This window comes from Burkholderia sp. BCC1985, assembly GCF_905339915.1.
In the GTDB taxonomy this organism is placed as follows: Bacteria; Pseudomonadota; Gammaproteobacteria; order Burkholderiales; family Burkholderiaceae; genus Burkholderia.
The window spans coordinates 15,414-28,103 of the sequence record NZ_CAJPGY010000045.1; the positions used below are offsets into that span (position 1 = coordinate 15,414).

Below are 12,690 nucleotides of genomic sequence, written 5' to 3' on the forward strand. Positions count from 1 at the left end.
GTCCGTCGTCAATTCCCGTACATGTCGAAGTCGAAGTATTTCGACTGGATCCGGTTGTACGTGCCGTCGCCGCGGATCTGCGCGATCGCGCGATTCAGTGCGTCGCGCAGGTCCGCATCGGCCTTGCGCACGCCGGCCGCATCGCCGTTGCCCATGATCTTCGGGTCGAACACGACCCCGCCCGCGAACGAGAAGCCCTTGCCGCGCGGCGTCGCCAGGAAGCCGAGCTGGCCCTGCACCGCATCCATCAGCACGCCGTCCACGCGGCCGGTCACGAGATCCGCATAGGCCTGGTCGTAGCTCGGATACGGCACCACCTCGACCTTCGCCGCCGCCCATTTTTCGCGCGCGTAGGTCTCCTGGATCGTCCCCTGTTCGACCGCGACCCGCTTGCCGGCGAGCTTCGCGGCGTCGGGCAGCAGCCCGGAGCCGGTGCGGGCGATCAGGCGCGTCTGGTTGCGGTACAGGCGATCGGTGAAGTCGATCTGCTGGCGGCGCTGTTCGGTCGCGGCCATCGACGACAGGATCACGTCGAACTTGCGCGCCTGCAGCCCGGGAATCAGCCCGTCGAAGCTGCTCGACACCCACACGCATTTCGCGTTGAGCTTCGCGCACAGTGCGTTGCCGAGATCGATGTCGAAGCCCTGCACGCTGCCGTCGGTCGCGGTCGATTCGAACGGCGGGTAGGTCGGGTCGACGCCGATGCGGATCGTCGTCCATTCCTTCGCCGAGGCGAGTGTCGCGAAGGCCATCGCGGCCGCGGACAGCAGGATCGTGATGCGCGTCTTGTTCTTCATGGTCAGGCTCCGTTCGTGTGGGCAAGCGTGGGTGTGCGCGGGCCGCGCTTCAGCTCGGGAATTCGCCGCGCCGGAAATCGTTCGACAGTTCGAGGGTGTCGGCCATCTCGCCGACGGTGACCGGTTTGATCGGCGCGCGGATCCGGTAATGGCCCACATCGCCGACGCCGCGCTGCTGCACGTCGGCAATCAGTTCGCCGACCGTCGTGCCGCACCAGCGTCCCTGGCACGGGCCCATCCCGCAGCGCGTGAACGCCTTCATCTGGTTCGGCCCCTGGCAGCCGAGCGCCGCGAGCGCGCGGATCTCGCCGGCCGTGACCTCCTCGCAGCGGCAGACGATCGTGTCGCCGTCGGGGCGGCGCAGCGCGGCGGGCGGCGTGTACAACGCGTCGAGTAGCGGGCGCACCGCGAGATGGCGGCGCCACGCACGCAGCGCCGGGCGCTCGCGTTCGGCTTGCCGGCGACGATCGAGTGCGCCGAGCGCGGCCGCGATGTCGAGCGCCGACACTTCGCCCGCGCGGGCCGCGGCTTGCGCGCCGCCGATGCCCGCACCGTCGCCGGCGATCCATACCTGCGCGACGCTGCTGCGGCCGCGTGCATCGCAGGTCGGCCGCCAGCATGCGGCGTGTTCGTCCCATTCATGCGCGCAGCCGAGCGAGCGGGCGAGTTGCGTCGATGGAATCACGCCTTGATGCAGCAGCACGAGCGACGTATCGAGCGATTGCACGATGCCGTCCGCGTCGCGAAAGCGGATGCGTTCCGCGCGGCCGTCGCCGTCGATACCGATATCGGTTGCGCCGCGATGGACGGGAATGCCTGCGGCGCGCACCGCGCGCAGCATGCGCCAGCCCTTGAGCAGGTAATCGGCGCCGCGCAGCGCCGGCAGCGCATGCGGGAGCGCGCGGCGCCACGCATCGCGCGGCGTCGTGTCGACCAGCGCGCGCACGCGCCGGCCCGCATTCAGCAACTGCGCGGCGAACAGCCACAGCAGCGGGCCGCTGCCCGCGAGCACGGTGTCGGCCGCCGGCGCGAGCCCCGCCGATTTCAGCAAGGTCTGCGCGGCGCCGACGCCCATCACGCCCGGCAGCGTCCAGCCGCGCACCGGCCACGGGCGTTCCTGCGCGCCGGTCGCGATCAGCACCGCGCGTGCGCCGATGTCGAGCGTGCCGCCCGATGGACCGCTCTGCGTGAGCATCGCGACCGGCTCCGGTTCGAACGCGACCTGCCACACCGTGCTGCGCGGCAGATACAGCGCGCCGCTCGCGAGCAGGCCGTCGACGAGCGGCCGGCCGGCCGCGTAATCGTTGCCGAGCCAGCGCGCGAGATCCGCGGGCGCGTCGGCGACGTTGCGATAGATCTGGCCGCCGGGCGCGCGGCCCTCGTCGGCGACGACGACCGACAGCCCGGCCATGCGCGCGGCCGCCGCTGCCGCCATGCCGGCCGGCCCGGCGCCGACGATCAGCAGGTCACACTGGCGGCGCGTCATGCGAGCCTCGCCTTGCCGTGCATCGCACGCACCTGCATGCCGTCGTGCACGGGCGTCATGCAGCCTTGCACGTTCGGCACGCCGTCGACTTCGACGAGGCAGTCGAAGCACACGCCCATCATGCAGAACGGGCCGCGCGGCGCGCCGCTCACGGCGCTCGCGCGGCAGGCGAGGGTGCCGGCGGCGAGCAGCGCGGCCGCGACGCTGTAATGGGCGGGCACGTCGTGCGGCGCGCCGTCGATGTGGATGCGCACGCGTTCGCGCGTCGCGGCGGCGGGGACGATGGAATCAAACATGCCGGGTAGCCGTGGGCGCGGCGAAGCGCGCGGTGTTGAAGGCGGACAGGTCGGCGGGCGCGGCGGCGCCCGCGATCCACGGCGCGACGAGATCGGCATGCGCGGCCGCGAGCGTCACGCCGCTGTGGCAGATGGCGACGAACGCGCCGGGATGCGTGGCCGACGCTTCGTAGACGGGCAGGCCGTCGGGCGTCATGATGCGCAGCGCGCCCCACGCGCGCACGACGCGCGCCTGCGCGAGCGCCGGGAACGCGGCGCGGGCGCGGCGCGCGATATCGACCATCGCGGGACGCGTCTGGCCGTCGTCGAAGCCGACGTCTTCCGCCGAGTCGCCGAGCAGCACCGAGCCTTCCGGCGTTTGCCGGACGACCAGCGTCGGATAGTCGAGAAACGGTGCAAGCCGCTCGGTGACCATGATCTGGCCGCGCAGCGGCGAGATCGGCGCGCGCAGGCCGACCATCGGCGCGAGCCGCGCGTTGTCGAGGCCGGCCGCGAGCACGACGCGCCCGGCCTCGAGGCGGCCTTCGCGCGTGTCGATTTCGAAGTGTCCGGCGCGCGGACGAATCTCGTCGACCGCGTTGCGCGGCAGATAGACGCCGCCGCACTGCACGAACGCCTGCAGCATCGCGCGCAGCGTGTAGAGCGGATTCGCATGACCGTCGTTCGGCGACCACAGCGCGCCGGCCAGCGCCGGCGACGCGGCGGGAATCCGCTTGCGCAGCGCGGCCGGATCGAGCACTTCGTACGACAGCGCCGCATCCTGGCGATGCAGCGACGCGAGCAGATCGGTCGCGCTGGCCAGCTCGGCGTCGTGCTCGAACAGTTCGATGCCGCCCGGGCGTTCGAACCCGCAGTCCACGCCGGTCTCGCGCCGCAGCTGCGCGGCGAACGCGCCCCAGCGCGCGGACGATTCGCGCGACCAGCGCGCGTAGGGCAGGCAGCGTCCGCCCTTGCCCTGCACCCACACCAGCCCGAAGTTGCCGCGTGCCGCGCGAAACGCGATGTCGTCGCCGTCGCACACGGCGACGCGCTTGCCGACGCGCGCGATGCCCCACGCGAGCGCCATGCCGACGAGGCCGCCGCCGGCCACGACGACGTCGAAGCCGCGCACGCTCATGTGCGGCTCCGGCGGCATCGGGTCGATGTGTGCGTGTTATGGGGCATGGTGGCGCGGTTCCTTGCGTGTATGACGTTGCTGAACCGATGTTCGGGCAGGCAAAATAGACTGTCCAATACAGCTTGATCAACGATCCATAATCCAGTGTTATGACCACGCCTTCACTCAGGATTCGTCAGATCGAAGCATTCCGCGCGGTGATGCAGCGTCATACCGTCACGCGCGCGGCGCGCGATCTGCATATCTCGCAGCCGGCCGTGAGCCGGCTGATCGCCGACCTCGAGGATCGCGTGGGCTTCGTGCTGTTCGAGCGCCAGCAGGGGCGCTTCACGCCGACCGCGCAGGCGCGCGTGCTGTACGAGGAAGTCGAGCGCGCATTCGTCGGGCTCGATCGCGTCGCGCAGGCCGCCGAGCAGATCCGCGCGATGCGGCGCGGCACGCTGCGCGTGGCCGGCTCGCCGGCGCTCGCACTCGACCTGCTGCCGGAACTCGTCACCCGCTTCGCGGGTGCGCATCCGGGTGTCGACATCACGCTGCTTGCGCACAGCGCGTCGACGGTCGTCGACAAGGTTGCGTCGGGGCAATGCGACGTCGGGCTGATCGCCGAGCCGGTGCCGCATCCGGCGGTGCGCGGCGAGCGGCTCGCGGAAAGCGCGATGTGCTGCATCGTGCCGCGCGGGCACCGGCTCGCGCGCAAGCGCGTGGTGCAGCCGGCCGACCTGCGCGACGAATCGTTCATCTCGTTTCCGCCGAGCTTCGAGGCGCGCAGCGCGATCGACCGCGTGTTCGTCGAGGCCGGCGTGTCGCGTGTGCTGTCGATCGAGGCGCAGTTGTCGCAGACGATCGTCGCGTTCGTCGCGAATGGTGCGGGCGTCGCGCTGATCGATCCGGTCACGGCCGCGTATGCGGGCCATCGCGTGGCCGTCAAACCGTTCGAGCCGGCCGTGCCCGATCACTTCTACCTGGTGACGTCCGCGTCGCAGCCGCTGTCGATGATCGGCGACGCGTTCTGCACGGATTTGCGGGAGGCGTTTGCGCGGATGCGGGATCGGCGCGACGCATGAGCGGGGAGAGCGGGGGAGCGGATCGCGATTGCGCCGCACCGATTGGGCGTTACCCGTCGATCATGCGTGGCCCATATCGCAATGCAGGCGGGTGTTTGCCCACACGTAGCGGAGTGTTCGCGTGTTGCGGTTGCTCGGGCGAGCACACAAGCGAGCGTAGGGTGCCACTACGCTCGCTTCAGCGCTCCTTGCGAGCGGCTTCATCGACGCGATGACGTGCATTGCCGAAGCACATGATCGGCGCTCGATGAGCGTGTTGCCGCTGATCGAGCCGCGGCGTTATCCGGAATGATTCATTCCTGAATCAGGAATCGATTCCGGTTCTTGGCATCCTTGATCCATGCGGGCGCGCGGCCACGGCCCGACCAGGTTGCGCCAGTCTTGGGATCGCGATACTTCGCATTCACGGTCGCCGGCTTTTTTGCCGCCGCTCGATCCCGACGAACACCGAAGATGTCTTTTTCGGTAATTCCGTACTCCGCGACCTTGGTACGGATGTCTTCGATTACAGCCTGGAGCTCGGTGAGACGGGCGGTTTCCGCTTTCTCCGCCAGTGCGTCCATTTGAGCCTTCAGTTCCTTGTATGTAGCCATGCTTTCCTCCGCGGGTTGTACTGCAAACATGATATGCGGCTTTTTGCCGAAATGATAATGATTGGCTATGCCTAATTCGCCAAGTTTAAAGCAAATTGAACTTTGGATCTCCCTTGCCTTCGGCGCGAGGAACTGTCCGGCTATCGAATTCTATTTTCATATGATGTGAGTTTCGCTGCCGATCGCACTGCCTACGACTGGAAATCGGCGATGAATCCGTTTGTCATCATGCTCGGCGAGCAATTCACGCCATCGTCACGACAAGCAGATCGATCATGAATGTCACCAAAAGCGGAGCAGGACCAGAAGGCTACAACATAGTTACCGAATGGCAACGGAAAGCCGGCAATAACGTCGCGAAACGAAAGATGATCTAAAGAGGACACCTGGCTTATGAACTCCGCCAAAGGCAGCGGGGCGGCTGCGCTTACTCGAACGGCGGGCTTTCGTGCTCTGTTGGCGAAATTGCTTTACGAACGGGGCCCGGATTTCGCGCTCAAGGTTCTTGTGGTGACCACGACGCCGGGTTGGGAAGAAAACAGACGAGCGCAAATTTGCAACATCTTTCAGATGAAGCGAGGCTTGCGGTTATTCAGCGTATGGCGGCAGCGCAGCAGCCTGAAATCGTAGACCAGACAGCGTCCACAACGGTGATTGACGAAATTGCGAGATTTGCTCCGGAATTCCGGATCGAGTCGAAGCGTTTAAGGCAGGGTGCGGCGAAAACGCTCTGTACGAGGATCTTATCTTCCGCCGGCGATCGATTACCTCGCTGTCAGACCGCGTGATCAACCGCTTTTCCCGTGCGTTTTCGCAGCCACGTTGCGGCCGATGATCGTCCGAGAGGGCGGGCATACCCTACATCAGGTAGCAGGACGCGATCGGCGGAAAGCTTCCGCCGAGCCCGTCCTCGCCGTTCATGTACTCGGCGCGTCACGCGATCGAGCGCGAGGAACGCGCGGCACCTCCCGCGCGCGGGCGGGACGATCGTACGCGTTGCCGCTCGAGTTCGGACTCGTGCTTGCGCTCGTGCTAATGCACACGCACACGCTCAGGCGAGCGCGGTATCCGTAGTGCGGGAGGTCGACACGCCGGCCCCGCTGGACGAAGACGTACCGGCCAGTGCAGCGCCGGCCAGACGCCGATAGCGCGCGAGCGCCCACAGCGGGAAGTACGCGGTATAGCCGTGATACTTCAGGTAGAAGATGCGCGGAAAGCCCGGCGCATTGTGCGAGCGGTGCCACCAGAAGCCGTCGTCCTGCTGCACCGATTGCAGATACGCGATGCCGCGTTTCACCGAGTCGGATTCGCAGTCGCCGAACGCCATCTGCGCGAGCAGCGCCCACGCGGTGAAGTTCGACGTGCTTTCGCCCGCATTGGTGCCGGCGAGCGCCGGGTCGATGTAGCTGTCGTTCGTCTCGCCCCAGCCGCCGTCCGCGTGCTGACGCGCGCGCAGCCAGGCCAGCGCGCGGGCAATGTATGGCTGCGCGGGGTCTTCGCCCGCGAGCGCGAGCCCGGCCAGCACGCTCCACGTGCCGTAGATGTAGTTCGTGCCCCAGCGGCCCCACCAGCTGCCGTCGGGCTGCTGCGTGCGCTTCACGTAGTCGATCGCGCGCGCGAGCGACGTGCGGTCGGCCGCGCGCTTCGTGACACCGAAGCACAGCAGCACGCGGCCGGATACATCCTCGGTCGGCGGATCGAGCAGCGCGCCGTGATCGGCGAACGGGATCGCGTTCAGGTACATGCGGTCGCAGTCGGCGTCGAACGCCGCGAAGCCGCCGTTGCGTGATTGCAGCCCGCGCATCCAGTCGAGTGCGCGCGCGACGCGCGCCGCATACGGGTGCGAGCCGTCCGCGTTGCGGTGCGTGCGGCCACGGCGGTCGAGCATCGCGGTGACGACCGCGGTGTCGTCGATGTCAGGGTAGTACGGGTTCGCATACTGGAACGCCCAGCCGCCCGGTTGCGTGTCGGCGGGCGCGTTCTCGCTCCAGTCGCCGCGCAGGTCGTTCACCTGGCGCTCGGCGAGCCAGTCGTATGCGCGGGCGATGCGTGCGTCGAGTTCATTCAGTGAGCCTGCCGGCTCGCCGGCGTCGGGCGCGGCCACGCCACGCGCCTGCTCGAGCGCCATCGTGCTCCACGCGGTGTCCCATACCGGCGACAGGCACGGCTGGCAGTACACGCTGCCGTCGGGCCGCGTGACCAGCAGCTTTTCGAGCGCGTTCTCGCAGTCGCGGCGCAGCGGATGATCGTCCGGGTAGCCGAGCACGTCCATCATCTGGTAGCTGTACACGATCGGCGGAAAGATCCCGCCGAGCCCGTCCTCGCCGTTCATGCGCTCCGCGCACCACGCTTCCGCATGCCGGATCGCACGTTGCCGCAGGCGTTTCGGCAGCAGCGGCTCCACGTGACGCACCACGCGATCGAGCGCGAGGAACGCGCGGCGCATCCCGCGCGCGGGCGGGAAGTACTGGCGTTCCTGGTCGGGCGGCGTGACGAACAGCTCGGGGATCGCGATGTTGCGCGGGTTGCGCGCACGCGCCTTCAGCGAGCACAGCACGAGCAGCGGCACCATCGTCGTACGTGCCCAGTACGCGACCTTGTACATCGAGATCGGCACCCACTTCGGGAACAGCACGAATTCGACCGGCATGAACGGCGCCGCGCGCCACGGCACCTGGCCGAAGGTCGCGAGCAGGATGCGCGTGAACACGTTCGCGCGTGCCGCGCCGCCGAGCTTCAGGATCGCGTCGCGCGCGCGGACCATGTGCGGCGCCTGCTCGCTGTCACCGGCGGCCTTCAGCGCGAAGTACGCCTTCACGCTGCACGACACGTCCGGATCGCCGTCGACGTACAGATCCCACCCGCCATGCGTGTCGAGCCGCTGGATCGCGCGCAGGTAGCGCGCCATCTGCTCCTGACGCGCGTCGTCGATCTTGTCCATGAAATGCATCGTCAGGATGTATTCCGCGGTGATCGTCGCGTCGGATTCGAGTTCGAAACACCAGCTGCCGTCGGGCTGCTGAAGACGCATCAGCGCGTCGCGGCCGCGGGCGATCGCGGTGTCGAGCGCGGACCAGGAGGAGGGGGCGGGTTTATTCATGCGGCGGATCATACCATCCAGCCGGAATGTTTATATCGAGACCGCGGGTGCTAACATCGCCGCCATGAAGAAACGCCCCGAACCCGCTTTGCACGACATCCCCGAGCCCGTCGACACGGCCGAACCGGCCGGCCCGCAGGCGTCCGGCGCACCGGCTGTGCCCGGTTCTGCGCCCGGTTCCGCGCCTGATTCCGCGCCCGTCGCCGGCGTGCGGCGTAAAAAGGCGCCGGAACAGGTGCGCGCGCAACTGCTGGAAGCCGCGTCGGAAATCGCGACCCATCACGGCGTGGCCGCGTTGACGCTCGACGCGGTCGCCGAGCGTGCAGGCGTGACGAAAGGCGCGCTGCAGTATCACTTCGCGAACAAGCAGGGCTTGCTCGACGCGCTGTTCGGGCAGGCGACCGGGCGCTTCGCGACGCAGATGGCCGCACGCCGCGCGGCCGATTCGCACGGCGACGGCGCGGCGGCGCGCGCGTATCTGCATGCGGTGCTCGACACCGCGCAGCCGGCCGCGAGCACCGACGTGCTGCGCGTGCTGGTCGCGTCGATGATCACCGAGCAGGAGACGCGTGCGCGCTGGTCGGTGCCGATGCGCGAGTGGACGCGGCCGGACCCGGTGCCGCTCGAACGGGCGGCGACGCTGATGATCTGCCGGCTCGCGGCCGACGGGCTGTGGATCTCGGAGCTGCTCGACAGCGTGGAGATTTCGGCGGAACTGCGCGCGGAGATCGTCCGGCAACTCGACCGGATGACCGCGGCCGAGCCCGCGGGCACCGGCACGATCAAGGGTGCGCGCGGCCGGCGCCGCTGAGTATTCGGTCGCCGAACGGCGCGACGAGATCGGCAATACGTCGCACGCCCGTCTTCGCGAAGACCGCCTTGCTCTGGCTGCGCACGGTGCGGATCTGTACGCCGTTGCATGCCGCGTGCTCGGCCGGCGCCAGGCCGCCGGCAATGCCGGTCGCGACGGCCGGTTCCGCGCGGGTGAGCGGGAACGGACGCCGGTGCCGGTGCGCGCGTCGCGCACGAAGCAGCTCGCCGCTCGCGCGTCGGCGAGCGCCATGAGGGCCTCGAGCGCGGCGTCCGACTGTTCGGGATCGAACGGCGGCCGTGCAGAGCGCCGCGATCGACTCGTCGGCCGCGCAAATCCTCGCGTCCCCGTTCCCCGTTTGCCGCACGCGCTACGTTGCGCGTGTTGCCGCATCGCGTTCGGCGGATCTGGCGTGCCGGCGTGTCGCACGGATGCGGTGCGATCGACTTCGGCAGGATCCTCAATTTTGGGGATGCCGCCGCGACGCGGAGTGTCTACGATCGGCAACGAAGAGAGGGGCCATGGACGTGATGCGTGCGGCACGACATCGATCCGACGATATGAAGAAAATCGTCGTGATGCCGGGCGTTTTTCTGACATACGACGCGCGTACCGTGAAGCGAAACGAGGACGACGCGTCGAGCGAAAGGACCATGCGGCGATGCGCCGATGAAGACAGGCCGGGTGCTGTGTTTCGGGGAGTGGCAAGCACATGCTGACGAGAGACTATGTGGAGCGCGAGCTCTCTCATATCGAGAGAATGGTCGCGCTGCTGGAAAGCGATGCCGATACCGGCGCGGCGGTGATGCCGGTTGCGATGCGCGTGAGTCACCCGAGTTACTGGCGCGAGCGGATCGAGGCGCTGCTGGCGATCCCCGGCATGCCGCGCCATCTGACGAAGCTCGGCAATGCGCTGCTCGCGAAGATCGACGGGATGGAGTCGCGGCCGGCGCCGGCGAAGCCCTGAGCGGATGGACACGCGCGGCCCGGGACGCGCCGCGCGCGCCCGCCTTTATCCATTATCGAGATAGTCCATATTCCGGATATCGCGTTGCGGGATAGCGCGCATCGCCGCCACACTTGCGCAAAATCAATCCCAACCGGAGACATTCATGCGTACGCAAGTCGGCATCATCGGCGCCGGGCCCGCGGGCCTGCTGCTTTCCCATCTTCTTCATCTGCGTGGTATCGAGTCGGTCGTGCTCGAGTCGCGCAGCCGCGAACAGATCGAATCCACCATCCGCGCCGGCGTGCTCGAACAGGGCACGATGGACGTGCTGACCGAATCGGGGGTCGGCGACCGGATGAAAGCGGAAGGCGCGCTGCATCACGGGTTCGAACTGGCATTCGAAGGCAAGCGCCGCCGCATCGATTTGACCGAGCTGACCGGCAAGGCGATCACCGTCTATGCGCAGCACGAGGTGCTGAAGGATCTCGTGGCCGCGCGCGTGGCGGCCGGCGGCGCGCTGTACTTCAACGTGTCCGGGACGACGATTGCCGGCATCGAGACCGATGCGCCGTCGATCCGCTTCGTGCACGACGGCGTCGAACAGACGCTCGACTGCGACTTCGTGATCGGCTGCGACGGCTCGCAGGGCGTGTCGCGCACGATGATCCCCGCCGCCTTGCGGCAGGACTACGAGCGCGTGTTTCCGTTCGGCTGGTTCGGCATTCTCGTCGAGGCGCCGCCGTCGTCGGACGAGCTGATCTATGCACGCCACGAACGCGGCTTCGCGCTCGTCAGCACGCGCTCGCCGAACGTGCAGCGCATGTATTTCCAGTGCGACCCGAAGGATTCGGTCGACCAATGGTCCGACGATCGCATCTGGGCCGAGATGCACGCGCGCGTCGACTCCGCCGATGGCCGGCAGGTCGTGGAAGGGCGGATTTTCCAGAAGAACATCGTCGGCATGCGCAGCTTCGTGTCGACCACGATGCAGCACGGCCGCCTGTTCCTTGCCGGCGACGCTGCGCACATCGTGCCGCCGACCGGCGCGAAGGGCCTCAACCTCGCGGTGTCGGACGTGCGCATCCTGACGTCCGCGCTGCAGGCGTTCTACGACGAAGCGCGCACCGACCTGCTCGACGCGTACAGCGAAACCGCGCTGCGCCGGATCTGGCGCGCCGAACACTTCTCGTACTGGATGACGCGCATGATGCATCGTCTCGACGACGCGTCGCCGTTCGAGCAGCGTTTGCAGGTGGCCGAACTCGAGCACGTGACGACGTCGCGCCCGGCGGCGATGGCGATGGCCGAAAACTACGTCGGCGCGGTCGCGGTCTGACGCGCGGCGATCGAGCCGGCTGTTGCGGTCGGGGCTTTCGGGAGCCGCGACCGCGCGCATCGCCCGCACCGCGCCCGTTTACGAGCGGCCCGGCATCAGGTCGCGATGGGCCGCTTCCCTGAACTCGCCCGGCGTCAGGCCGGTCTGCTTGCGGAAATAGCGGCTGAAGTATGCGCTGTCCGCAAACCCCATCTCGTGCGCGATCTGCTTCACGCTCAGATTCGAATAAACCAGGTCGCGCTGCGCTTCGCGAATCAGATGCGCGTTGACGACCGCCGTCGTCGAGATGCCCAACTCCTCCCGGCACACGCGCGCAAGCTGCGCGGCCGTCACGCCGAGCCGGTCCGCATAGAATTCCACCGGCCGATGCTCGCGAAAATGCGTGTCGATCAGTTCGCGAAACCGCCGCAGCAACGTGGCGCGCCGATCGGTGCCGGCATGCGACGGCGCGGCCGCGAGATCGCTCAGGCGCGCGACATGCACGATCAACGCCACCAGCAACGCCATCCCGGCCGCGCCGCGCCCGCGTGAGGTGCTGCGGAATTCCTGTTCTAGCAACGCGAACAGCGGCATCAGCATCGACGCGCTCGCGTCCGGCTCCTTGACCGGAATCACCGCCGCGCGTTGCAGGATCGACAGCGCGCCCGGCGCGGCGGTCTTGACCAGCGTTTCGAGCGCGCGCTGCACGACCGTGATCACGAGGCCGTCGATCTGCGGCGAGAACTCGAACGCATGGACCGTCTGCGCGGGCAGCACCACGAGGCACGGCGGCGCGAACGTGTGCTTCCCGCTCTCGATCACGACATGCCCCTGCCCGCCGCGGATGTACAAAATCTGCAATAGCGCGTCGTGACGGTGCGCGGCGATATGCCAGTCGTTCGGCTGGCTGCGCTCCGGTATCCATTCGAAGTTGAACGCGTCGTACCAGGGCGGACGCGCCGATTCGCCATACAGATCGTAGTTAGGGATTCTCCTCATGCCGCACGGCCTCCTGTGTACAAATTGTCCTGTTGCTTGCGGCGTTTGTCCAATTTTCGCGCGATGCGCGCTTCTATACTTTTCCCATCGACGTAGCGCTTGCCACTGACGCAGCGCGCGACGTTCGGGTAGCGTGTGCCGGATCGAGCCGGATCTCTAAAGC

The 12,690-nt window shown here is 67.8% G+C and carries 12 protein-coding genes; 5 read left to right on the top strand and 7 right to left on the bottom strand.

Translation table 11 applies throughout. The features are described 5' to 3' along the window. Positions 1-8: 8 nt before the first annotated feature. Genes U4Z31_RS30670 through U4Z31_RS30685 form a run of 4 tightly spaced genes read right to left on the bottom strand, consistent with a single transcriptional unit; the run spans position 9 to position 3,696 of the window. On the bottom strand, positions 9-797 hold the full coding sequence (locus U4Z31_RS30670; RefSeq protein WP_044847144.1) for an ABC transporter substrate-binding protein: 789 nt from the start codon (positions 795-797) through the stop codon (positions 9-11). 49 nt (positions 798-846) lie between these two features. Further along, on the bottom strand, positions 847-2,283 hold the full coding sequence (locus U4Z31_RS30675) for an NAD(P)/FAD-dependent oxidoreductase (RefSeq protein ID WP_321812296.1): 1,437 nt from the start codon (positions 2,281-2,283) through the stop codon (positions 847-849). Further along, positions 2,280-2,579 (bottom strand): (2Fe-2S)-binding protein, encoded by a 300-nt coding sequence (locus tag U4Z31_RS30680; RefSeq protein WP_124668320.1) that lies wholly within the window; start codon positions 2,577-2,579, stop codon positions 2,280-2,282. Before U4Z31_RS30680 ends, U4Z31_RS30675 begins: the two co-directional genes overlap by 4 nt. Next, complete coding sequence (locus U4Z31_RS30685; RefSeq protein WP_321812297.1) at positions 2,572-3,696, bottom strand: FAD-dependent oxidoreductase; 1,125 nt, start codon at positions 3,694-3,696, stop codon at positions 2,572-2,574. Before U4Z31_RS30685 ends, U4Z31_RS30680 begins: the two co-directional genes overlap by 8 nt. Positions 3,697-3,845: 149 nt before the next feature. Here U4Z31_RS30685 and U4Z31_RS30690 point away from each other — a divergent pair, with 149 nt between their 5' ends. After that, positions 3,846-4,760, top strand: coding sequence for a LysR substrate-binding domain-containing protein (locus U4Z31_RS30690; RefSeq protein WP_321812298.1), 915 nt, complete (start codon positions 3,846-3,848; stop codon positions 4,758-4,760). Positions 4,761-5,053: 293 nt separating this feature from the next. On the opposite strand, the gene U4Z31_RS30695 is transcribed toward U4Z31_RS30690, so the two are convergent. Further along, positions 5,054-5,353, bottom strand: a complete 300-nt coding sequence (locus U4Z31_RS30695; RefSeq protein ID WP_044847198.1) for an H-NS family nucleoid-associated regulatory protein — start codon at positions 5,351-5,353, stop codon at positions 5,054-5,056. 393 nt (positions 5,354-5,746) lie between these two features. On the opposite strand from U4Z31_RS30695, the gene U4Z31_RS30700 reads away from it, so the two are divergent. Continuing rightward, on the top strand, positions 5,747-5,983 hold the full coding sequence (locus U4Z31_RS30700; RefSeq protein ID WP_321812299.1) for a hypothetical protein: 237 nt from the start codon (positions 5,747-5,749) through the stop codon (positions 5,981-5,983). A 421-nt stretch (positions 5,984-6,404) separates the two neighbouring features. On the opposite strand, the gene shc is transcribed toward U4Z31_RS30700, so the two are convergent. After that, entirely contained in the window at positions 6,405-8,465 is a 2,061-nt protein-coding gene (shc, locus tag U4Z31_RS30710) for a squalene--hopene cyclase (RefSeq protein ID WP_321812300.1), read from the bottom strand. Positions 8,466-8,517: 52 nt separating this feature from the next. Here shc and U4Z31_RS30715 point away from each other — a divergent pair, with 52 nt between their 5' ends. From U4Z31_RS30715 to U4Z31_RS30725, 3 genes are all read left to right on the top strand, one after another. Further along, the gene (locus tag U4Z31_RS30715) at positions 8,518-9,264 is read left to right on the top strand and encodes a TetR/AcrR family transcriptional regulator (protein ID WP_321812301.1); all 747 of its coding nucleotides are present in this window, start codon (positions 8,518-8,520) and stop codon (positions 9,262-9,264) included. A gap of 712 nt (positions 9,265-9,976) precedes the next feature. Beyond that, on the top strand, positions 9,977-10,231 hold the full coding sequence (locus tag U4Z31_RS30720) for a hypothetical protein (RefSeq protein ID WP_044847151.1): 255 nt from the start codon (positions 9,977-9,979) through the stop codon (positions 10,229-10,231). A 145-nt stretch (positions 10,232-10,376) separates the two neighbouring features. Then, entirely contained in the window at positions 10,377-11,549 is a 1,173-nt protein-coding gene (locus U4Z31_RS30725; RefSeq protein WP_044847152.1) for a 4-hydroxybenzoate 3-monooxygenase, read from the top strand. A gap of 78 nt (positions 11,550-11,627) precedes the next feature. On the opposite strand, the gene U4Z31_RS30730 is transcribed toward U4Z31_RS30725, so the two are convergent. Further along, complete coding sequence (locus U4Z31_RS30730) at positions 11,628-12,527, bottom strand: helix-turn-helix domain-containing protein (RefSeq protein ID WP_124489401.1); 900 nt, start codon at positions 12,525-12,527, stop codon at positions 11,628-11,630. Positions 12,528-12,690 lie beyond the last annotated feature (163 nt).